The organism is Pseudomonas sp. TE3552 (genome assembly GCF_056278945.1).
Genome location: NZ_JBWBQJ010000001.1, coordinates 2,186,394 through 2,208,251 on the forward strand (window position 1 = coordinate 2,186,394; position 21,858 = coordinate 2,208,251).

General features: G+C 56.7%; 16 protein-coding genes and 5 pseudogenes. 11 read left to right on the forward strand and 10 right to left on the reverse strand.

Annotated features, from left to right (window positions below; translation table 11 throughout):
* Position 1: 1 nt before the first annotated feature.
* Both ACZ9BB_RS09695 and ACZ9BB_RS09700 read right to left on the reverse strand, forming a co-directional pair.
* Positions 2–781, reverse strand: coding sequence for an ABC transporter ATP-binding protein (locus ACZ9BB_RS09695; protein WP_476213574.1), 780 nt, complete (start codon positions 779–781; stop codon positions 2–4).
* Positions 765–2,015: an efflux RND transporter periplasmic adaptor subunit gene (locus ACZ9BB_RS09700; RefSeq protein WP_476213575.1), complete on the reverse strand. Its 1,251-nt coding sequence runs from the start codon at positions 2,013–2,015 to the stop codon at positions 765–767. Before ACZ9BB_RS09700 ends, ACZ9BB_RS09695 begins: the two co-directional genes overlap by 17 nt.
* Positions 2,016–2,444: 429 nt before the next feature.
* Here ACZ9BB_RS09700 and ACZ9BB_RS09705 point away from each other — a divergent pair, with 429 nt between their 5' ends.
* Positions 2,445–2,990 carry a helix-turn-helix transcriptional regulator gene (locus ACZ9BB_RS09705; protein WP_476213576.1) on the forward strand — a complete coding sequence of 182 codons (546 nt, stop codon included), beginning with the start codon at positions 2,445–2,447 and terminating at the stop codon, positions 2,988–2,990.
* A 240-nt stretch (positions 2,991–3,230) separates the two neighbouring features.
* Here the strand turns inward: ACZ9BB_RS09705 and ACZ9BB_RS09710 are convergent, their stop codons facing one another.
* Genes ACZ9BB_RS09710 through ACZ9BB_RS09730 form a run of 5 tightly spaced genes read right to left on the reverse strand, consistent with a single transcriptional unit; the run spans position 3,231 to position 7,456 of the window.
* On the reverse strand, positions 3,231–4,286 hold the full coding sequence (locus tag ACZ9BB_RS09710) for an alpha/beta fold hydrolase (RefSeq protein WP_476213577.1): 1,056 nt from the start codon (positions 4,284–4,286) through the stop codon (positions 3,231–3,233).
* A complete protein-coding gene (locus tag ACZ9BB_RS09715) occupies positions 4,276–5,628 on the reverse strand; it encodes an MATE family efflux transporter (RefSeq protein WP_476213578.1) in 1,353 nt (450 codons plus the stop codon). The genes ACZ9BB_RS09710 and ACZ9BB_RS09715 overlap by 11 nt, the downstream gene beginning before the upstream one ends.
* Complete coding sequence (locus tag ACZ9BB_RS09720; protein WP_476213579.1) at positions 5,625–6,269, reverse strand: hypothetical protein; 645 nt, start codon at positions 6,267–6,269, stop codon at positions 5,625–5,627. The genes ACZ9BB_RS09715 and ACZ9BB_RS09720 overlap by 4 nt, the downstream gene beginning before the upstream one ends.
* Positions 6,262–6,522, reverse strand: a complete 261-nt coding sequence (locus tag ACZ9BB_RS09725) for an acyl carrier protein (protein ID WP_052963254.1) — start codon at positions 6,520–6,522, stop codon at positions 6,262–6,264. Before ACZ9BB_RS09725 ends, ACZ9BB_RS09720 begins: the two co-directional genes overlap by 8 nt.
* Positions 6,497–7,456 carry a 3-oxoacyl-[acyl-carrier-protein] synthase III C-terminal domain-containing protein gene (locus ACZ9BB_RS09730; protein ID WP_476213580.1) on the reverse strand — a complete coding sequence of 320 codons (960 nt, stop codon included), beginning with the start codon at positions 7,454–7,456 and terminating at the stop codon, positions 6,497–6,499. The genes ACZ9BB_RS09725 and ACZ9BB_RS09730 overlap by 26 nt, the downstream gene beginning before the upstream one ends.
* A gap of 235 nt (positions 7,457–7,691) precedes the next feature.
* Between ACZ9BB_RS09730 and ACZ9BB_RS09735 the strand changes: the two genes are divergently transcribed.
* Both ACZ9BB_RS09735 and wrbA read left to right on the forward strand, forming a co-directional pair.
* Positions 7,692–8,555 (forward strand): patatin-like phospholipase family protein, encoded by an 864-nt coding sequence (locus tag ACZ9BB_RS09735; protein ID WP_476213581.1) that lies wholly within the window; start codon positions 7,692–7,694, stop codon positions 8,553–8,555.
* 260 nt (positions 8,556–8,815) lie between these two features.
* Positions 8,816–9,418 carry an NAD(P)H:quinone oxidoreductase gene (wrbA, locus tag ACZ9BB_RS09740; protein WP_476213582.1) on the forward strand — a complete coding sequence of 201 codons (603 nt, stop codon included), beginning with the start codon at positions 8,816–8,818 and terminating at the stop codon, positions 9,416–9,418.
* A 141-nt stretch (positions 9,419–9,559) separates the two neighbouring features.
* On the opposite strand, the gene ACZ9BB_RS09745 is transcribed toward wrbA, so the two are convergent.
* Both ACZ9BB_RS09745 and ACZ9BB_RS09750 read right to left on the reverse strand, forming a co-directional pair.
* Positions 9,560–9,985 carry a GNAT family N-acetyltransferase gene (locus tag ACZ9BB_RS09745; RefSeq protein ID WP_476213583.1) on the reverse strand — a complete coding sequence of 142 codons (426 nt, stop codon included), beginning with the start codon at positions 9,983–9,985 and terminating at the stop codon, positions 9,560–9,562.
* Between the two features lie 87 nt (positions 9,986–10,072).
* A pseudogene (locus tag ACZ9BB_RS09750) lies at positions 10,073–10,189 on the reverse strand (transposase domain-containing protein); the annotation flags it as partial.
* Positions 10,190–10,522: 333 nt separating this feature from the next.
* Between ACZ9BB_RS09750 and ACZ9BB_RS09755 the strand changes: the two are divergent.
* Entirely contained in the window at positions 10,523–15,349 is a 4,827-nt protein-coding gene (locus tag ACZ9BB_RS09755) for a M10 family metallopeptidase C-terminal domain-containing protein (protein WP_476213584.1), read from the forward strand.
* A gap of 296 nt (positions 15,350–15,645) precedes the next feature.
* On the opposite strand, the pseudogene ACZ9BB_RS09760 reads toward ACZ9BB_RS09755, so the two are convergent.
* Positions 15,646–15,731: pseudogene (locus ACZ9BB_RS09760) on the reverse strand (hypothetical protein); the annotation flags it as partial.
* A 260-nt stretch (positions 15,732–15,991) separates the two neighbouring features.
* On the opposite strand from ACZ9BB_RS09760, the pseudogene ACZ9BB_RS09765 reads away from it, so the two are divergent.
* The 7 genes and pseudogenes from ACZ9BB_RS09765 to ACZ9BB_RS09795 all read left to right on the forward strand — a co-directional run.
* Positions 15,992–16,150, forward strand: a pseudogene (locus ACZ9BB_RS09765) (type VI secretion system protein TssA); the annotation flags it as partial.
* A 9-nt stretch (positions 16,151–16,159) separates the two neighbouring features.
* Positions 16,160–16,447, forward strand: a pseudogene (locus tag ACZ9BB_RS09770) (type VI secretion system ATPase TssH); the annotation flags it as partial.
* Positions 16,448–16,477: 30 nt separating this feature from the next.
* A complete protein-coding gene (locus ACZ9BB_RS09775) occupies positions 16,478–18,655 on the forward strand; it encodes a type VI secretion system Vgr family protein (protein ID WP_476213585.1) in 2,178 nt (725 codons plus the stop codon).
* Between the two features lie 17 nt (positions 18,656–18,672).
* Positions 18,673–19,119: a DUF6484 domain-containing protein gene (locus ACZ9BB_RS09780; protein ID WP_476213586.1), complete on the forward strand. Its 447-nt coding sequence runs from the start codon at positions 18,673–18,675 to the stop codon at positions 19,117–19,119.
* 15 nt (positions 19,120–19,134) lie between these two features.
* Positions 19,135–20,247 (forward strand): DUF2169 family type VI secretion system accessory protein, encoded by a 1,113-nt coding sequence (locus tag ACZ9BB_RS09785; protein ID WP_476213587.1) that lies wholly within the window; start codon positions 19,135–19,137, stop codon positions 20,245–20,247.
* The gene (locus ACZ9BB_RS09790) at positions 20,244–21,284 is read left to right on the forward strand and encodes a hypothetical protein (RefSeq protein WP_476218258.1); all 1,041 of its coding nucleotides are present in this window, start codon (positions 20,244–20,246) and stop codon (positions 21,282–21,284) included. The genes ACZ9BB_RS09785 and ACZ9BB_RS09790 overlap by 4 nt, the downstream gene beginning before the upstream one ends.
* Positions 21,284–21,704 (forward strand): annotated as a pseudogene (locus ACZ9BB_RS09795) (DUF4150 domain-containing protein); the annotation flags it as partial. The gene ACZ9BB_RS09790 and the pseudogene ACZ9BB_RS09795, both read left to right, overlap by 1 nt.
* Positions 21,705–21,858 lie beyond the last annotated feature (154 nt).

A 21,858-nucleotide genomic window follows, 5' to 3' on the forward strand; every position in this document is an offset into this window, starting at 1 on the left:
CTTATGCTTCCTTCACCAGGGTCAGTTGTCGCGCGTGTTCCCCATCGCCGACGACCTTTCCGTCAGACAGGACAATACTGCGCTGTGCACGCTCAGCCGAACGAGGATCGTGGGTCACGATGCAAATCGTGGCACCTTCCTGATGCAACTTATCGAGGATATTCAATACTGCTTCTGCGTTGTGCGAATCCAGGTTACCGGTGGGTTCGTCCGCCAGAAGGATGGACGGATTACCCACGATGGCCCGAGCCACCGCGACGCGCTGCTGCTGACCGCCGGAGAGTTGTGAAGGATAGTGACGGCTACGGTGGGACATATTGACCTTGGCCAAAGCCTCGGCGACCCGCTGTTGACGTTCCGATTTGGAAATATCACTGCGGTAGGTCAGTGGCAGCGCGACATTTTCTTCGATCGTCAGATCACTGATGAGGTTGAACGACTGAAAGATGAAGCCGATGTCCCGATTACGCACCTGCGCACGCTGCTTCTTGGAAATATTGTCGACATTGTGACCCGCCAACTGATAAGTGCCGCTCGAAGCCGTATCCAGCAACCCCAGGACTGAGAGCAGAGTGGATTTCCCACAGCCCGAGGGCCCCGATATGGCCACGTACTCGCCCTTGGAAATAGTGAGCGTGATCTTGCTGAGCGCATGGGTTTCGATTTCATCGGTCAGGAAAATTTTGTTTACGTCAGTCAGTTCTACTAAAGGTTCCATCTTTACTGTCTCCAGGGCGTTGTTCCGGTAGCCGGCGCGAGCTGCATCAGTTGGCAATTTCAATCTGATCGGCACCCTGCCAGGCGGTGCTGTCACTGAGAATTATTTTGTCGCCAGCTTTAAGCCCGCTGGTGATCTGAATGTAGTCAGCAGAACCCTGCCCGAAATCCACTTTCATTTTGGTCGCTGAACGATCTTTTTCATCCAGCCGGTAGAGCATAGAGGGCAGGTTATTCTGCGCGAATGGCGGGCGCTCGACATACAACGAATTATTGATTTTCGTCACCGCGATCAATCCATCGACACTCAGATCAGGACGTGCCTCTTGTGGCAGCGGCTGATTGAACGTTACATCCACCTTGACCGTACCGTTGGTAACCGCGGGATCAACCCTCGATAACACACCCGTGAACCGGCTCCGGCCCGTGTTGATCGTGACTGCCTGCCCGACCGCGAGATCGCGCGACTGCAACTCGGGCACTTTGAGCTCGGCATACAGCTCTTTCTCTTTGGCAAGGCGAGCAATATCACTGCCTACCGTTACCCGTTGTCCGACCTGGACTTTCACATCCTGCAAAATGCCATCTATCGGCGATTTGACCTTGAGCGAATCAACCTCCTGCTGATTCAAAGCAACCAGAGACTCCAATTTATTAAGGCGCATAAAGTTCGCCTTTATATCCGCCTGGACGCTGAGCTTAAGCGTCCTTAACCGTCGTTCTTCAAAACCGACCTGCTGAGTGTACTGTTCAGTCAGAATGCGTGTGGTTTCATATTCCAGCCTTGGCACAGCCAAAATGTATTTTTTCTGGGCAGCAAGACGCAGTGTAGATGCAAGTAATCGACTCTTCGCATCCATCATTAACGCCTCTTGATTGAGAATTTTATTTTGCAGCTCGGCGTTTTTGGCCTCGGTTTCTGCTCGGCGTGCGTTAAGTTCCAGCTGGCTCTCCTGAAGTCGCTGCTCCAGCGTTGGGTTACTCATGACAACCAGTAACTCTCCTTTGCTGACTTTCATCCCGGCCTTATAAATGACTTCCTCCACCCGAGCGTCAACGTTCGCCGCGACCCAGTTGATGTCCAAAGGTAAAAGTACTCCATTGCCCCGTACCTCAACGGCGAAATCACCGTACTTGACCTCGGCAACCGTCACGCTGCTACGAGCAATCTGGTAAGGCGAGAACCGATAGTTATAGATAATCAGCAACAGCACCAGCAAAAAGACGCCACTCGCAATGGCCTTACTGTGCTTTTTCAGTACGCGTTTATTTCCCGGCTGCGGGATCGAGATATCCATATTAATACCAGTGTGAACAACTGGAATAACTCAAAGCACATTCCGTGCCAAAATAAAAAAATCATGTAACGCTATGATATTTAAGCAAAAAAAATAAAGGTGGCACGTGGACGACTTGATGTCAGTGGCGGGACGTCTCATTTTCGGAACGACAGTAAAACGTGCACTTATTATTGGCTGATTTCTATGGGCAAACCATACGAAAATCAGCAATCCCAATAATGGGACGTAAAATAACGACTCGCAAAAAAACTGTTCGAAAATGGGATTCCACTTTCCCTAAATCGAGAAGCGCCTAAAAAACACTTAATAAACAAGTACTTGGAATCGCTAAAAATCTGGCATAGCAATTGCCTGTTCGTGGGTGAGTCAAAAGCCTATCCCAACAATAAAAAATTTTTGCCATAAACGCTGCAGAACGGAGTCTGTATGTGGGATCTTAAAATCTCGAATGCTGAAAAGACCCTCTTTACACAAAAAATAATGGACGACTTGTATAAGCGTCATTTTGAGATCTATAGCAAACATGCACATACAGAAAAAGCGCTGTGCATTGTCACAGTGATAAACTACATCGTAGAGAATATCTCAGAGGAGATCACCTTGGATGACCTGGAAAGAATCTGTGGCAAAACCCGGTTTGATATTTGTCGAATGTTCAACCTGTTTTACGACGTCACACCGATAAAGTGGATGTGGAGAGTCCGGCTGGCGCTGGCAAAGGAGTTTATTCATCTGGCTCCGGAATGGTCATTAACCGATATCAGCTACGCCTGCGGTTTTTCCTCCCTGCCGCATTTCTCTCGAAGCTTCAGTAAAACCTATAATGAAACACCGCTAAAATTCAAACAATACGTAATGAAGTCGACCAGGCAGAAAGCAAAGAAAGAATCTTCCGAGTATGATTTTATCTTTGGCATGCAAAGAAATGGTTTCTCACGCAACATGCTGCTCAACAACATCAACTCATTATAATCAATAAAAACCAGCTGATTACGCACGAACCTCAGGTCACTCGTACAATCGATAAGGCACGAAAAAATCAGCGGCACTGTGCAGCTGCAGCCCCTATTACCGGGAAAAAGCAGAAGCGACAGTGGAGGCGATAGTCAAACTCGGCTGAAGAAGAGTGGCGAGGACTTGAGGGGAAGGCAGGAAAATGCAGAGGTGGCACTCAGTTATCTTGGTTGGCACCCGCGATCAGCGAACTTAAAACTAACGCTTTGAGCGCTTGATACCTATATTAATGGTGGCGCGCAAGCGCAATGCGGGATCAACAATAGCGAAATAATCTTCCTGCGCTGTAGGGTCCAGAAAAGCAGAAATACGGTTGAACACAGTGGCATCGCGCAATGCACCATTGTGCCCCTTGCCTTCGGTTACAATCAGTTTGCTTTTGCCCAGAACATGGTTAAGTACCATGGCCTCTTCCATATCGATACTTACGTCCCCCTTGTCATGCAATATCAGTACTGGCTGTTTAATTTTTGCGATTAATTCGGGCCCGATTTTGTCAGGGTGCACGCCATAACGTAGCTGATAGAGCTTTTTCATCGACGTTGCAATATGCCTGGGTAGTTTATGACTCAGAACATAATTATCCAGCACCTCACCGAAGCTGCAAGGACTGCTGATCAAGATCATTCTCTTGAAGAGCAGCCCTTGCAATGCGGCCATGCAGCCTACCAACCCGCCGGACGAGTGCCCGATAACCACTGAAAACGGACCGTATTGTCGCTCGATATCGATGACAGCCTTGGAAAGATCGTAAAAAGAGACGCCCTTACCCGGGGACACTCCATGCGCCGGCAAGTCTGGTGCAAAGACGGTGTATCCCTTCGCCTGCAAACGCTGGGCGAGGTGCCTGAGCATGATGCTTCGCCCATCCCAGCCATGCAGCAGCAATACTTTCTCTGTTTGCTGCTCTGGTTGAGGGTAAATAAACATCTTTCCGAAAGTGTGCCGCCAGGTGAAATTTTCCTGCCGGCACTGGCTGAGCAGCTTCATCTCCGCGGGCTTATAGGGTAACGGTCGGGTCTTTTCAAACAGATGCAATGCATACAGCGCTGAAAGATAGGAGGACATCATGTCCAGCGAATAGAGGTCGAACATCCTTATCAAACGGCACACGCGGACATAGTGAGTCGTTGGCCTGACCCTGGCTTTCATTAACAATGTAGGCCGAAGCCGCATCACCACCAGCACGCGAAGGTAGTTTTGGTGGATCAGCGAAACGATCAGCAACAGGGGATAGATAACACTAAAGAACATGCTCACTCCCTATTTTATTCGCGAGCCGCCAGTACTCGTTGGCGAACGCCAAAAAGTTAATAGCGCTGAACAGGATGATGATGCTCATGATCGCATTCAAGTTAGAGAAGCGCTCCCAACCGACCAATAAAACGATCACCATCAATACTTCTATGATCACCGTCAGAATCAAGACACGGCGCGCCTGATCAAGTTGCTCGAGTAGTGCCTGCAAAGACGCCACAAACGCCGTGAGGAAGAACGTCGGTAATAAAATCAGCATCATCTGGCTACTGGCTTCCCTGATCGCTCCATCACCCGAAAGAATGCCGATCAGCGTTTTTTCACTAAAGTAGACCGCGACGGTAAGCACAAGATAAATCCCACCAATAAACATCAACCCACGGTGCAGGAGCCATTTCAGCCCTTCACCGCTACTGATCGTCAAACGCTGGTTTATCAAGATCGCCAGGGCAGAGCCGCAGGCCACGGCGGGAATAACAATAAACATCCTGATTTTGGTAATGATCAGGAACGCGGCGACATACTGTTCACCCAGCGTTCCAATCAATGGAAACACCAGCAGCGAACTGAAAAAGACCACGATAAAAGACGCAAAAATCGGCAAGCCCACCTGCTGGATCAGGCCTTTCAATCGCGCAATGAACGCCTGCGGTCGGTCATCCTGCGCCTGGCGACCGACACGCCATACCAGCCATGTCGCGACCGGGATCAACAGGCCCGACGCCAAGGCATTGGCCACGATAATGGAATAGAAGCCCAGCCCGTAGACGTGGTAGCCGGTGTAGCAAATACCGGCGTTCAGGACGATAAAGGCAATCACAAGAAACATGCTCAATGCGCTCTTGCCCTGCCCTCGCAGGGCGCTGTTACACATCTCCAGATGAATGAATGGCAACACCGAAAGGAAGTAGAGGGGAAGTGCCTCTTGATAAAAGCTCCCACCCGACACGGGAAGCAGCTTCTCCAGCCAAGGCGAAGAGAGTGCGATCGTCCCACTGAGCAAAGCCACGACCAGGACGCCCAGCACGGATAAAATGGACGTGGCCGTCAGCACCTTCTGTTTTGACCAAAGGTTCAAAGACCTGGCGCTGAATACCTGGTTACTGATAGCCAGGCATTCGAGAATCGCCAGGAACAAAAAGCTGAACGGCTGGATCATCGACAACCAGTAAATCGACGTTGTCTCAGCGCCATGTCCCAAAATAGCGGTCTGGATGTTTTGTGAAAAAGACACCGCGACGGCGACGACAATCATTGGCCAGGCAAGCTTCAGCAGATCCGCAATATCCCGGCCTGCCCCCTGGCGTTGCGACAGAACCAAGCCCGGTGATGTGTTCACACAACCTCCCCCACTCTATCGCGCCGTGGCATGGCGTAATGCCCCGTCGTTTTGCCATGCAGGCTATAAATCATCATCGAGAGATAGGCCAGCGTGTGCGTCGCGCCAAGCAGATAGCCATGGCCTCCCATCAATTTTTCCGCTCTGTTGGTCAGCAGGGTGATCTGCCAATGGTCTTCTTCAACGTCCTGAAAATCCTGCGCCGCGATGCGCATTTCCCATTGCAACACCAACAGGCTGCACTGACTGTTCACATCCGCAAACTCGGCTTTAATCAGCTGATGCCGGGTGGTTTTCACACCAAAGCTCCGGCGTGCGGACAAATGCGTCCAACTCATGTCCAACATACGCATCAACAGCCCCAAACGGGCGGCGACGGAGAACATGAGTGAGGTGTCATCGGCGGCTATCGCCTGCTCCCCTTCCAGGTATTGAAGATCCAGGCCAAGAGAGGCAAGCACCCTGTCCGCCTGCGTTGATTGGCCGGCCGTGACCTCTCGCCCGCCCGGCATGAGTTGATAACCTTGGCTGAACACCCGCCTGGTCTGATCGGGCAATTCAAGACGCAATAGCCGCATGGCTTCTGCGGGCTCGTTGCCCGCAAACAGCTGATAAATTCTGTTAAACGGACCATCAGGCATATGAGTTCTCCAATTGCACGTGCTGCTCAATCCAACTGATCAACTTACCGACCGTGGTAAATGCATCCTGATCGATTTGATCAGGCTCAAACATCAACCCAGGGACTTTTTCTTCGAGTGTCAATAAAAACTGCACAAACAACACCGAATCCAAATCCAGGTCTTCGTTGAAATCCGTTTCCAGACTGACCGACACGGCCGAAGACATAATATCGCTGAGTGCTTCATTAACCGCCGACAGAAGACTTGACATGTACAACCTCGCTATTTTCATTTTTTTCAATTAAAACGCATGAAAGCGTAATGCCCATGCCCATGGTGAGGCAGAGAATTCTTTTCCCTGTGAAATTCTTCAACAGGGCAGACAAGTTAAATAAAACGTCCGAACAATAAGCGTGTCCATACTCGGCAATATGCTCGGTAAACAGGATGCCTTTGAAATTCAATTTGTTGACGAATCTTTTAAGCATCGGCAGGTCCACATTGCCTGGAACGATTGCGTCGATGCTTTCAGCTGGAACATTGAATTTATCCAGCGCGTACAGATAAAAATCATGATAGTCCTGATCCAGCGACGCATATAATTCGCGCCGGCGCACAGCAGACTCATGCCGGTGATTGTCATAAAAAGAGGGCATGTGCCTTACGGCTGTATGCTTCACATTCCACTGGGCAGGCCCCGCATTGAGCAGCATCGCCGCCGGTATTTCGGCCAATACGCTATCATCCAGTCGATTAACAGCACTGTGGAAAGCCTTCTCCCCCGTAAGAAGGAGCATTGGCTCGCTGCGCTTAATCAATCTGTTTTTTAATAGGTGAATCGCCGATAAGGCAGAAGAGCAATGGTTCAAGCTGACGCTGAGTACTTCCCAATGCCCTATCCCGCACGCTTCGGCAACATCTTCCAGCCAATGATTATCAAAGAATGTGTTATGCGTTTGTGTTTTGGCATACACCAGGCACCCTTTGACTTCTTTCACATGAGGGTTTGCAATAATCAGCGCGCGCAGCGTATCCACAAGCATCTCTGCGTGTGTTCTGGAAGACATCCCGACAGAGCGTAAGGAATAATAGCGCTGTAATACCTTGCAAGTACCCGACTTTAAATCATGGGATTGCCCAAGCGTGCTCAAGGGTTCTAATGAAATACGATCCGGCAACCAACATAAATAATTAAGTGGCAGCATAACGTTCCCGCATGGAGTAATTTTAGTGCATATATAAATTACCCACATCGTCCCAGAAACGGATCGTGCTTTTTGCCTCAAATTGCTTAAAGGCATGATTTTCCCATTTGCAGGTCCCACAAATGGAATTGTTACCGGCTAACGGCAGCCGTGTCGGCGATAGCGTCCTCAAGAACGCCATCGTCGACACGCCAGCTACACTCATTCGATACATTTCTGCACCGAGACTTCGACCATGGCGACCAAAACCGCAATCGTATTCGCTGGCGGCGGCAGTTTGGGTGCGGTGCAGGTGGGTATGTTGCGGGCCCTGGTCGAGGCCAATGTTCGATTCGACATGGTGGTTGGCGCTTCGGTAGGCGCTATCAACGGAGCCTACTTTGCCGCAAGACCCGATTCCGATGGCGTCGAGGCGCTCGCCGGATTCTGGCGCGGGCTGAGTAAAACGGACATCTTTCCCCTCTCCTGGCTCGATACCTGTAGAGGGCTGATCAAACGGCGTGGTTTTCTGTTGCAGCCGGCGGCCTTGAACCGATTGCTGGGTCAGGCATTGCCCATTCATCGTATTGAGGAGGCGGCGCTGCCCCTACACATTGTCACCACCGACCTGCTCAGTGGTGCCGAGACGGTTCTGTCCAGTGGCGAACTTGAGCAGGCGTTACTGGCCAGCGCTGCCATCCCATTGGTGTTCCCCTGCGTACAAATCGCCGATCAGTTCCTGGTTGACGGCGGCGTGGCAAGCAATACACCAATTTCGACTGCCGTAACCTTGGGAGCCACCAACGTCGTGGTCATCCCGACCGGGGTGAGTTGCGCCCTGACACAACCGCCCCGAGGCCTGGTTGCCTTAGCCCTGCACACCGTCAATCTGATGAGCATGCGCCAACTGGTGAGCGACATCGAACGCTTCCGTACTCTCATCAGCCTGCACATCGTCCCGCCCTTGTGCCCCGTGGATGTCTCGGTGTTCAACTTTGACCAGACCGAGTCTTTGCTGCAGCGCGCCTATGAGCAGACCCTCCGGTGGCTGGAACGTGGTGGGCTCGAGCGCACCAAGGTACCTGATGCCCTGACCATCCATTCGCATGCCCATGCTTGAGCGAGATGCGGGACTTGCTGCGCGCCCTTCCTCCTCTATCTCGAAGCGAAGGGGCAATAAAAGCGTCTGTGTCTGCCAGCAGGCAGCATATTGAGCTGCTAGTGTTAATCCGCATGCCGTCAAAGTCCCAGCAGTCGGGTGGGTGTGAGCCACCGTGTTGTTCGTGACCAAGTGCTCTACGCCTCCCACTGCTGTTCGTTGGCAGTGGTGTAACCCAAGATCTTCCTAATCAATCGAATGGCGTAATCCAGGAGAAAATCATGGCGAAGGTACTGGTTCTCTATTACTCAATGTACGGTCACCTCGAAACGATGGCTGGCGCAGTGGCCGAAGGCGCACGATCCGTACCCGGCGCAGACGTGACGCTCAAGCGTGTCGCTGAAACCATCCCGGCCGAACAGGCAGCGGCCATCGGCGTCAAACTTGACCAGAAGGCACCGGTGGCGACACCTGACGAGCTGGGCAATTACGATGCCATCCTCTTTGGTACCCCGACGCGCTTCGGCAATATGGCGGGACAGATGCGCACGTTTCTCGACCAGACCGGCGGACTGTGGATGAGCGGCGCGCTGGTCGGGAAAATCGGCAGTGTCTTTGCGTCGACCGGCACCCAGCACGGTGGCCAGGAAACTACTATTACGTCGTTCCACAGCACACTCCTGCATCAGGGGATGATCATCGTGGGTGTGCCTTACACCTGCGCAGGGCTGACCAACATGAGCGAGATCACCGGCGGTACGCCCTATGGCGCGACCACCCTGGCAGGCGCTGACGGTAAACGGCAACCGTCACAAAATGAACTGGATATTGCGCGTTTCCAGGGTCAACACGTCGCTGAGCTTGCAATAAAGATCGCGGGTTAACGCAAGCACCTGAATGGGCGCATGTTGCAGGACAGGAGTCGAGCTTCGCTGGCCTGTGTAATACCGGGGCGGATTTCACCACCGCGCCGCTGATGCTCGCTGGTGGCCTGGTGATTCTGGCTGGCCTTGCAGGGACTGCCCTCAACCTAAGCGCTTCTGTAGAAAAAAGCGCTTAGGTTCTGGAGGGACATCATTGAGACGCCCAAACTCAGTGAAACCATGTCGCTCATAGAAGGATGGGGCCTGGAAATCAAAAGTATCGAGCCAGATTCCAGCGCAGCTTCTTTCGCGTGCGACATCTTCCGCCATGCGGATCAGCCGTGAACCTACGCCTTGACCTCTAGTTTGCTCGGGTATCGCAAGTAGCTCTATGTATAACCAGCGATAAAATATCTCACCATAAAGCCCCCCAATAATTTCGTCGGTCTGCTCATCGCGGACTAGCAACGCGATTGTCTCAGGCTTGGGATCACTCCCATGAGAAAGATTATAAGCCCGCAAAGGTCTGAGGATAGCTAAGCGCTCTTCCTCTCCCGGGTCGACCATCATTTCTATACGAGTCGTCATCGCTAATCCTTTAGGTACTTACGCTGATAGGGATAAACCTTAGTCCAATTTGATCTTGGAGTGAACGCCGACCGACATACTACGTGGTCAAAAGGACTTCCACACGTGCGGCATTAACTGCTCAATCTCGTTGGCCCTGTGCGTCGGCAGACGCATCAGCACATCTTTGAGACAGGCATGCGGATCGTGCCCGTTCATGCGCGCATATCCATGGGCATGGTGGCGAGCCAGATAGCGTCGATGCGGATCACTGGGCAAGCTCACGGACAAAGCGTGCGCAACCCCAACCGAAAGCAGGTTGAGGGCTTCCCCCCAACCATAGAATCTCCCACAACGCCATCGCTCGCTATCGAAGCAAGCGCCAACAAACTGTTACTTTTTTGATACACCTCTCCAACCGCTGATCAGTTAGTCCGGTTTTTTGACACATCACCGATATGTGGTCATAACTTTTGCACTCCGCTGGGTCAAACCACGGTGGTTGTCGATGGAATATTGGCATCTTCCGAGGTTTTCGCCTGATACGGAGATAAGCTCATGATTTTCAATGTACAAAATTTTGGCGCCAAAGGAGATGGCATCACTGACGATACAGCGGCGATACAGCGTGCAATTGATGCGGCGGCCACTGCAGGCGGTGGGCAGGTGTATATGCCCACCGGAACTTATATCGTTTCGGGAGGTGTGGAACCTTCCGACGGTTGCCTGATGCTCAAGAGCAACGTCTACCTGTACGGCGACGGCATGGGCGCAACCACCGTCAAGGTGGCTGACGGTTCTGACACCAAGATCACCGGAGTCATCCGCTCCGCCTATGGCGAAGAAACCCACGACTTCGGCGTCAGCAAGCTCACCATTGACGGCAACCGTGACAACACTACAGGCAAGATCGACGGTTGGTTCAACGGCTACATTCCCGGCGAAGCAGGCTACGACTCCAACGTCACCCTCGACAGCGTCGAGATCAAGGATTGCTCCGGGTACGGTTTCGACCCCCACGAGCAGACCGTCAATATGGTCATCAAGAACAGCGTGTCCCACGGCAACGGTCTGGATGGCTTCGTCGCTGACTTCCTCAGCGACAGCACCTTCGAAAACAACATCGCCTACGACAACGACCGCCACGGTTTCAACATCGTTACCAGCACCCACGATTTCACCATGACCAATAACGTCGCCTACGACAACGGCGGCAATGGCATCGTGATCCAGCGCGGCAGCGAGGACATCCCCTCCCCCAGCAACATCACCATCACCGGTGGCGAGGTGTACGGCAACGGCGCCGAAGGGGTGTTGATCAAAATGTCCAGCGAGGTGATGGTCAGCGGCGTCGACATTCACGACAACACCAGCGCCGGGATACGCATCTACGGCAGCAACCACGTCGAGATCATCGACAACACGCTCAACAACAACTCCTTGGGCAACCCCGTACCGGAGATCATCATCCAGTCCTACAACGACACCCTGGGTGTGTCCGGCAAGTACTTCAACGGCAGCGATAACACCATCCAGAGCAACATCATCACTGGCAGCAACCTGTCGACCTACGGCGTTGCGGAGCGCAATGAAGACGGCACCGATCGCAACGCCATCATTGGCAACATCATCAGCCACACCAGCAACGGTGCCACGCTGGTCTATGGCGACGGCAGCTATGTCAGTGACACAGTGCCGATGATCACGGTGCTAGGCACGGCTGGCAATGACACCCTGCTGGGCAGCGCCGGCAGCGAGATTTTTTACGGCGGTGCCGGCAACGACACCATCAATGGCGGGGCCGGTGGCGACATTCTGGTGGGTGGTGCAGGCATCGACAAACTCACCGGCGGTACCGGCGCCGACACCTTCCGTTTCACCGTCCAGTCCGACAGTTACCGCAACGCAACCGCAAGTTTCGATGACACCATCACCGATTTCGACGTCACCCAGGACAAGATCGACCTCGCCGGCCTCGGTTTCACCGGCCTGGGCAATGGCCATGGCGGCACCCTGCAGGTCAGCTACAGCGCCAGCAGCAACCGCACCTACATCAAGGATTACGATGCCGACGCCAGCGGCAATCGCTTCGAGTTGATTCTCTCGGGTAACCTCGCCAGCACCCTTACCGCCAGCAATTTCATCTTCAATCGTGTGGTCACCGGCACCAGCGGCAGCGACTCGCTGCTGGGGAGCGATTCGGCCGACACCCTGCTCGGCCTGGCGGGTAACGACAGCCTCAATGGTGGCGCGGGCGACGATAAACTCGACGGCGGCGCCGGTATGGACACCCTCACCGGTGGTGCCGGAGCGGACATCTTTGTGTTCTCCAATCGCCTGGACAGTTACCGCAACTACAACACCGGCGGCGCCAACCTTGGCGACCTGATCACCGATTTCGATATCACCGCCGACAAGATCGATCTCTCGGCCATGGGTTTCACCGGCCTGGGGGATGGCAAGAACAACACCGTGTACGTGGTGCTCAACAGTACCGGCACCAAGACTTACATCAAGTCCCTGACCGCCGACGCCAACGGCAACCGCTTCGAAGTGGCACTGGACGGCAACTACCTCGACAAGCTGACCAGCGCCAACTTCGTCTTCGCCACGTCGTCACCGACCAACCATGCGCCGGTGGTGGCAACGGCATTGCTGGATCAGAACGCGACCGAAAACACCCCGTTCAGCTACGTGGTGCCGGCCACCAGTTTCACCGATCCGGATAATGACAGCCTCAGCTACGCCGCGACCCTTGCCGATGGCAGCGCCCTGCCCGCGTGGCTGAGCTTCAATGCCACCAACCTGACCTTCACCGGCACGCCGACCAGCACCGCGTCCGGCAATTACAACGTGCAGGTCAACGCCACGGACCCGGCCGGTGCTTCGGTCAGCGATAGCTTCGCCCTGGTCGTGGCCGATTCGCCCGCCAACACCATCACCGGCACCAACAACGCCGAAACCCTCAATGGCACGGCGGGTGCGGATTTGATCCTCGGCCTCGGTGGCAACGACACAATCAAGGCCGGCACCGGCGCGGACATCGTCGACGGCGGTACCGGGCGCGATTCGCTGTACGGCGGCGACGGCGCCGACACCTTCCGCTATACCAACCTACTCGACAGCTACCGCGACTACGACACGGGTGGTGTCACGGCCACCGACACGATTTATGACTTCATCGAGGGCGTCGACAAGATCGATGTCTCGGGCCTGGGCTTTCTCAGCCTCGGCGATGGCCGCAATGGCACGTTGTACATCACCCTCAACGCAGCCGGCGACAAGACCTACATCAAGTCCGCCGAAGCGGATGCCAACGGCAATCGTTTTGAAATCGCCCTCAGCGGCAACCACCTCAACACCCTGACCGCCAGCGACTTCGTGTTCGCCGAGAGCGCCCAGCAGGGGATCCTCTACCTGCCCACCCTCGGCCAATCCAATGCGCGTCTGCTGCGCATGACGGAGGACGACAATCAGTCCGGCACCTCGACGCTGGTCAACGACCTGGACCGCTACACCCCCTATGACGTGCGCAGCCAGTTCACCGATGCCGATGGCAATGGCATCGACATCGCGGTGGGCGGCAGCACGGTCACCGGCCTGTCGACGCTCAGCGCCGAGGAACTCAAGTTGTGCTGGTGGCTGACCGACACCAACCAACCCGGGGCTGCGCTGTTGCGCGCCGTGACGCTGCTGCGCGACCAGCTCACCGAACTGCAATCGATCAATAACGTCACCATGGGCATCATTTGGGGCCAGGGCGAGGAAGCCGCCCAGGAGATCGCCCAAGCCACGGACAAAGCAGCGGCAGCAGCGGCCTACAAGGCTGCGACCCTAAAGGTGTTTGATTACCTGCATGCCCAGTTCGGCAACTTCGACGTGTACATGATGGAAACCGGTCACTACGAGCAGGACGCGGCGCGCGCCCGTGGCTATTCGGAAGAGAAGATTGCCTCCATCGTCGAGGGGGTTGGCTATGTCCACGCCGCCCAGGAAGCCATCGCCGCCGAGCGCGCCGACGTCAAGCTGGCGGTGGACTACAACGACCTCCCCTTGCGCCACGAAGTCGATCCGCTGACGTATCCCGACGACGTCTGGCACCTGCACGAGGAATCGGCGGAAATCGTCGGCCAGCGCCTGGCCGACTACATCGCCAATGACCTTGGCTTCCAGGGCAACCCCAACGACAACAACAGCGTGCAGGACATTTTCGACAACAACCGGAGAATGATTTCCGGTACCGACCAGGCGGATACCCTGGTGGGTAGCTCGGGTAACGACACGCTGGATGGCGGCCTGGGCGCCGACACCATGACCGGTGGCGACGGCAACGACATTTATGTGGTCAACAACGTGCTCGACCGCGTGGTGGAAAGCAACACCTCGACCTCGCAGATCGATACGGTACAGGCCTCGGTCAGCTGGACCCTGGGCGCCAATCTCGAGAACCTGGTGCTCACCGGCGTGTCAGGCATCAACGGCACCGGCAATGAGCAGCACAACTTCATCACCGGCAATGCCGCCAATAACGTGCTCGATGGTGCCGCAGGGGACGACAGCATGAGCGGCGGCGATGGCAACGACACCTACTATGTCGACAACGCCGACGACGCAGTGATCGAGACCAACAGCAATGCGGTGTCTGGAGGGGTCGACAGTGTGCACAGCAGCCTGGCGGCTTATACCCTCGGCAACAACGTCGAGCATCTGTATATCGATAGCACAGGCGCAGCCAATGGCACGGGCAACGCGCTGGACAACACGCTGTTCGCCGGAGCCGGCAACAACGTGCTGGACGGGCGCGATGGCAATGACACGGTGTCTTTTGAACGCGCCCTGTCCGGCGTTACCGTAAACCTCTCGACGTCAGCGCAACAAAACACTGTGGGCTCCGGGCTCGACACCGTGAAGCTCTTCGAAAACCTCACGGGAAGCGCCTACGCCGACACTCTGTCGGGCAACAGCGGTGCGAACGTTCTGAACGGTGGCGCGGGCAACGATACGCTGGTGGGCGGTTCGGGCGATGACCGGCTGATCGGTGGAGCAGGCACCGACAACCTCACCGGTGGCACTGGCGCGGATACCTACGTGTTTGATGCGCTGTCGGACATGGGCGCCGGCGCTTTACGCGATGTGATCAACGGTTTCAAGAGCACCGAGGGTGATCATCTGGACTTCACCGGCCTGGACGCCAACCCGCTGACCACTGCTATCGACGCCTTCACCTTCATCGGCAGCAACGCCTTCGACCCTGCCAATGCCACCGGCCAACTGCGCTTTGCCGATGGCATTCTCTATGGCAGTGTCGATGCCGACGCCACCCCCGAGTTCGAAATCCAACTGGTGGGGGTCCAGGAGCTGCACGCCAGCGACTTTATAGCCTGAGTTACGCCCATATCCTGTGGGAGCGAGCCTGCTCGCGATGACGGCGGCACATTCAGCATGAATGCAAGCTGACCCATCGCTTTCGCGAGCAAGCCCGCTCCCACAGGATTTTGCATTCTGGTACGGGGGCAGGCGTCAATCTCGCCCGTACTTCACTTCTCAAAACAGGCTTTGCACCTGCTACAGGACCGCGCGGTTCATCTGGCCGGTGTGGGTGTGCAGGTTCACATAGCTTTGCAGCATGTCGAGCCTGGTATTGAGTAGGTCTCGACGGGCCTGGAACACCCGCTGTTGGGCTCGGCCGGCACGTGGTCGGCCAAGGCCGGCGGCGGCACCGATGGAAATTGAACAAATCGGGTTTGCTATCCAGGGGCGAACCGCCCGACTGGATCTGCACTCTGCTGGGTTTAGAATAAAGCCTATAACCAAGGAAACTAAATAAATGACCTCCGGTCACCTATCTTGAAACGCCTCGGTGTTCGCCCCATTGGTCGGAGAGTTTCTTGACAAGAATTAAACAACGCTAAAACTTTATTTGAGTTGTTAGAGATGAGCAAAAGTGGCTCTAGACAGTACGTTAATCCGCAGGAAACGGATTTAGTCGTACGTTCGCTCTGACGGAATGCTGATTGCGAGGCCGATATGGAGATCACCTCTGTGGTGGATATACAGCGATTATTGGACACGATTTTCCCTGCCCCCCCCTGTGGCGACGACCTAGAGTACGACGCCGCATTCCTTGAGCTTGAATGTGCAGCGCAAGGCCAACCCGAACGGCAGATGGGCGATGCCGTGTTACCCACCGCCGCGATGCTCAAAGCCATCACCCGCCTGCAACTGGAACGGATCAAGAAACGCGTGGAAAGCGGACACAAGGTGACCTGCGCCTATGACGACAGCATGGTCGAACTGATTGTCTCGCGTTGCACCGATATCGAAAGCGGCGAGCGGATGATCGACGCCATCCTGACCAATACCTTGTTGCCGGATATGTACCGGGAATTTCTCACTCGCATGCTCAAGGGCAAACCGCTGGCTGGCGTGCACATCAGCCAGCGGGACAATGCGCTGCATTATGTATTCGAGACGGCCGACTGACGCCCGGACACGAGCCAGAGGAAGCCGTTTATGGCAATCACGCAAAACAACCGCTTGGTGCAGGTCGACAGTCCCCTCGGCGGCGATGTCCTGCTGCTGCAGAGCATGGAAGGCAGAGAAGAGCTGGGGCGGTTGTTCCACTACGAATTGGACCTCACCTCCGAAGACCGCTCGATCACATTCGACCAGTTGCTGGGCAAGCCGATGGGGCTGAACCTGGAGCTGCACGACGGCGGCAAACGCTACTTCCACGGCATTGCCTGCAGTTGCCGGCAACTGACCGGCCACGGCCAGTTCGCCGGCTACCGCGTCAGCCTACGGCCCTGGTTCTGGCTGCTCACGCGCACCTCGGACTGCCGGATTTTCCAGAGTAATACGGTGCCGGACATCATCAAGCAGGTGTTCCGCGACCTCGGTTTCTCCGATTTCGAAGACAGCCTGAGCGGCAGCTACCGCGAGTGGGAATATTGCGTGCAGTACCGCGAAACCAGCTTCGACTTCGTCAGTCGGTTGATGGAGCAGGAAGGCATCTATTACTACTTTCGCCATGAAAAGGAGCGTCATGTACTGGTGTTGGCCGACGACTATGGCGCCCACTCCACGGTGGCAGACTACGCCTCGGTACCCTTTTACCCGCCCGATCAGCAAATGCGCGAGCGCGATCATTTCTACGATTGGCAACTTGCGCGGGAAGTCCAACCCGGTTCGCTGGAGCTGAACGACTACGACTTCCAGCGCCCCCAGGCCAGCCTTGAGGTGCGCTCCAGTGTGTCGCGCAGCCACAGCAACGGCGACCACCGGCTCTACGACTACCCCGGTGAATACGTACAGAGCAACGATGGCGAGCACTACGCGCGTACCCGCATCGAAGCCATTCACAGCCAGTTCGAGCGCGTGCAGCTTCGCGGTCGCGCCCGCGGGTTGGGCTCCGGCCATCTGTTCAAGCTGACCGGCTACGAGCGCGACGACCAGAACCGCGAGTACCTGGTGGTCAGCGCGCGATACCACATCCACCAGGAGCCCTATGAAAGCGGCGCCCAGGATCTCTCTGAGCAGTTTACCAGCGAGCTGGACTGCATGGATGCCAGTCAGGCCTTCCGCCCCCTCCCCCTGACCCCCATGCCCATTGTTCGCGGGCCGCAGACCGCCGTGGTGGTCGGCCCCGGTGGCGAGGAGATTTGGACCGACCAATATGGTCGGGTCAAAGTGCATTTCTACTGGGATCGCCACGACCAATCCAACGAAAACAGCTCCTGCTGGATACGCGTGTCCCAGGCCTGGGCCGGCAAGAACTGGGGGGCGGTGCAGATCCCGCGGATCGGTCAGGAAGTGATCGTCAGCTTCCTCGAAGGCGACCCGGATCGTCCGATCATCACCGGCCGCGTCTACAACGCCGAACAGACCGTGCCCTACAAGCTGCCGGCCAATGCCACCCAGAGCGGGGTGAAAAGCCGTTCGAGCAAGGACGGCTCACCGGCCAACTTCAATGAAATCCGCATGGAGGACAAGAAAGGCGCAGAGCAACTGTTTATCCACGCCGAGAAGAACCAGGACATCGAGGTCGAGAACGACGAGACCCACTGGGTCGGCCACGACCGTGCCAAGACCATCGACAACGACGAAACCGTGCATGTCAAACACGACCGCACTGAGACGGTGGACAACAACGAAACCATCAAAATCGGGGTGGACCGCAAGGAAACAGTCGGCAATAACGAAACCATCTCCATCGGCGTGAACCGTACCGAGGATGTTGGCAGCGACGAGAAGATCACCATCGGCGCCAATCGCACCGAGGACGTGGGCAACAACGAGACCATCACCATAGGTGCGGACCGCACTGAAAAGGTCGGCGGCAACGAGACCATCGGCATCACGGGCAACCGTAATGAAACGGTCAAAGGCAACGAAGGCATCGAGATCAACGGCAGCCAGAGTACCCAGATCGGCCAGAACGAATCCCGCGACGTCGCCCGGAACCGCACCACTGACATCAAGCAGAACGACAGCCTGGACGTCGGCAAGAACTTTTCCCTCACCGCCGGCGACTCCATCACCCTGACCACGGGCGCGGCCAGCATTACCATGAAGAAGGACGGCACCATCATGATTCGCGGCAAGAACATCACCATCGACGGCTCCGGAGCAATCAACATCAAGGCCAACAGGAACGTGGTGATCAAAGGTCAGAAGATCCTGCAGAACTAGCACATGGAGGTATGTATATGACGGTTCAGTACCCGCTACCCATCCAGGCCCGCATCGACGCAGTCGTCATCGGCACCCTGCTCGATCTGCCGCACGCCGGTGCGCCCACGGTCACCTATCCAGGGTGCCCGAGCAGCAGCGGCATCGTTGCCCGTTGCACCGCGCTGCTAAGACCTGCGGATATCGGCGGCCAGGTGGCGCTGATGTTCGAAGGAGGCGACCCAGCCCGCCCACTGGTGATCGGTCATCTAGTCAGCGCGCAGGCTTCACCTGTGCCAGTCGCCAGCGTGCGGCTGGATGAGCAATGCCTGGAACTGAGCGCCGAACGCGAGATCGTGCTGCGTTGCGGCAAGGCCAGCATCACCCTGACCCGCGCGGGCAAAGTGATCATTCAGGGCGCCTACCTGTCCAGTCGCTCCAGCGGGGTCAACCGCATCAAGGGCGGTTCGGTGCAGATCAACTAGACAGGTATTCGGCCTATGGAACTGCTCAACGCCAGCAAACTGCTTGCTGCCTATACCCAGGGCATGGAGCCCGATGGCCGCGAATCCCTGGTGGTGGTAGCCAAAGGCACTTTCAATCTGCCGCTGGACGGCCACGCGGCGACCCTTGCTGACACCCAGCAACCGCTACTGATGGCCGACACCTTCCTCGGCGAACCGGGCCTCAGCGCTCCGCTGCAGGAAATGGACTTCGCCCCGGTCAAGCCATTCTGCGATGTACTGGTGCGTGGCAAGGCCTATGCACCGGGCGGGCGGCCTGTGACGCAGTTGGCCGCGGGCATTCGCGTCGGTCGGGTGCGCAAGGCCTTTTCCGTCCTCGGCCCCCGACAATGGCAACTGGGGCTATTAGGCGTTTCTCCCGGCTTACCGCAGCCTTTTACCGAACAGAACATCTCCTATGCCCAAGCCTTTGGTGGCTCCCGTCCAATGGTGAACGCCCCCGAAATACGTCACTGCTACCTGGACAACCCGAGTGGTTGCGGCTGGTACCCGCGCAGCATTGATAGAATTAATATCATCGGCATGCCGATGCCGAGCACCGAGGAATTGGGCAAGCCGATCGACAGCCCCTCTGGCGACTTCCGCCCTATGGCCCTCGGCCCCATCGGCCGTAGCTGGCCGCGACGCGCCCGCTTCGCCGGTACTTACGACGATGCCTGGTTGGCCGACTGCTTTCCCTTTCTGCCGGCGGATTTCGACAGCCGCTACTTTCAGGCTGCCCCTGACGATCAGCAGACCGATTACCTGCGCGGCGGCGAGGATGTGCTGCTGCTCAACCTCACGCCCCAGGAGCGCGCGGGCTTTCGCATTCCCGAAATGGACGTGCCGGTGACCTACTTCCTGAAAAAGGGCGGTCATGAAACCGTGCAGGCGGTGATCGACACCCTGCTGATCGACACTGACGCGCTCCAGGTGCAACTGACCTGGCGTGTCTCCCGTCCGCTACGACGCAACATGTTCGAGATCGCTCAGGTGCTGGTCGGCACTATGTCCACGGGCTGGTGGCGCGCCCGCGAACTGGGCAAGGATTACTACCCGTCGCTCTCCTCCCTGGTAAAAGCCAAGCACGCCCCCGAGGAGACGGACTGATGACCGCGCTTTGCATCATCGGCTCCGGCATGGTCAGCGCTGTCGGCCTCAGCGCACCCGCGAGCTGCGCGGCGATCCGTTGTGGCATCGACAACTTCCAGGAAACACGCTTTATCGACCTCGGCGGCGAATGGCTGATCGCTGCCAGCGTGCCTCTGGAACAGTCCTGGCGCGGCCGCACCAAGCTGATCAAGATGGCCGCCCGCGCCATCGCCGAGGCGCTGCAGAGCACCCCCAACGTCGACCCGGAAAAGACCCCGCTGCTGCTGGGGGTGGCGGAAGCCGAACGGCCCGGCCGCCTCGATGGCCTCGACAAGGGGCTGCTGCACGCCATCGAAGCCGAACTCGGCCTGCACTTTCACCCCAGCTCCAACGTCATCGCCCGCGGCCGGGTCAGCGCCGCGGTGGCGCTGCTCAATGCGCGCACGCTGATCTACCGGGGTGGCCATCGCCACGTGCTGATCGCCGGTGTCGACTCCTTCCTCAACGGACCGACCCTGTCCGCTTTCGAAGAGCGCGAACGCCTCCTCACCAGCCAGAACTCCAACGGTTTTATTCCTGGCGAAGGCGCCGCCGCCGTGGTGGTCAACGCCCCGACCGCCAGCGAAACGCCACAGCTAGCTTGCATCGGCCTGGGTTTCGGCGTGGAGAAGGCCACGGTGGAGGCCGAAGACATCCCCCTGCGCGCCGAAGGCCTGACCCAAGCCATCCGTGCGGCGCTCGGCGAGGCCGGCTGCGGCCTGGAACGGATGGACTACCGCCTGACCGATATTTCCGGCGAGCAGTACTACTTCAAGGAAGCCTCCCTGGCCCTGAGCCGCACCCTGCGCGTGCGCAAGGAGTTCTTCCATCTCTGGCACCCGGCCGATTGCATCGGCGAAGTCGGCGCCGCAATTGGCCCGGCCATGCTTGCCGTGGCCCTGGCCGCCAGCCGCAAGGGTTATGGCGAAGGCCCGAATTTCTTCTGTCACCTCGGCAACGACGCCGGCGAACGCGCCGCCGCGATGCTCAGTTATCAGACTGTGAGGGCTGCGTGATGGCCAACGAGGTGTATGCCAACAATCGGGAGATTTCCTGCAAGGCGGGGGACGGGGTATCGATCGCCAGGTTTCCTGATGTCTGCTTCACCCCGCCACAGACTGCGGCGACCCCTGCCGGCGTACCCATCCCCTATCCGAATACCGGCTATGCGAAAGACACGACGCGTGGCAGCCGAACGGTCAGGATCAGTGGCAAGGAAGTCATGCTCAAGGACAAGAGCTACTTCAAGACCAGCACCGGCGACGAGGCGGGCAACGCGCCCAAGAAAGGTATAGTCACCAGCAAGATCAAGGGCAAGGTGTATTTCGTCTCGTGGTCGATGAACGTCAAGTTCGAGGGGCAGAACGTCGACCGGCACCTGGACCTGACCACACACAATCATGCGTCGATGCCGGCGCAGACGCCCCCGGGACCGACCACCGACGGGGTCGCCCAGGATTCGTCCTGCCCTCATGCCAACCTCAAGCGTGACCCGCCCAAGGACGAACACGAGATCAACCAGCAGGTGCGCATCAGGCGACAGAAGAAACTGCAGCAGCGCAAGGAGAAAAAGCTGGATCGGATAGTGGA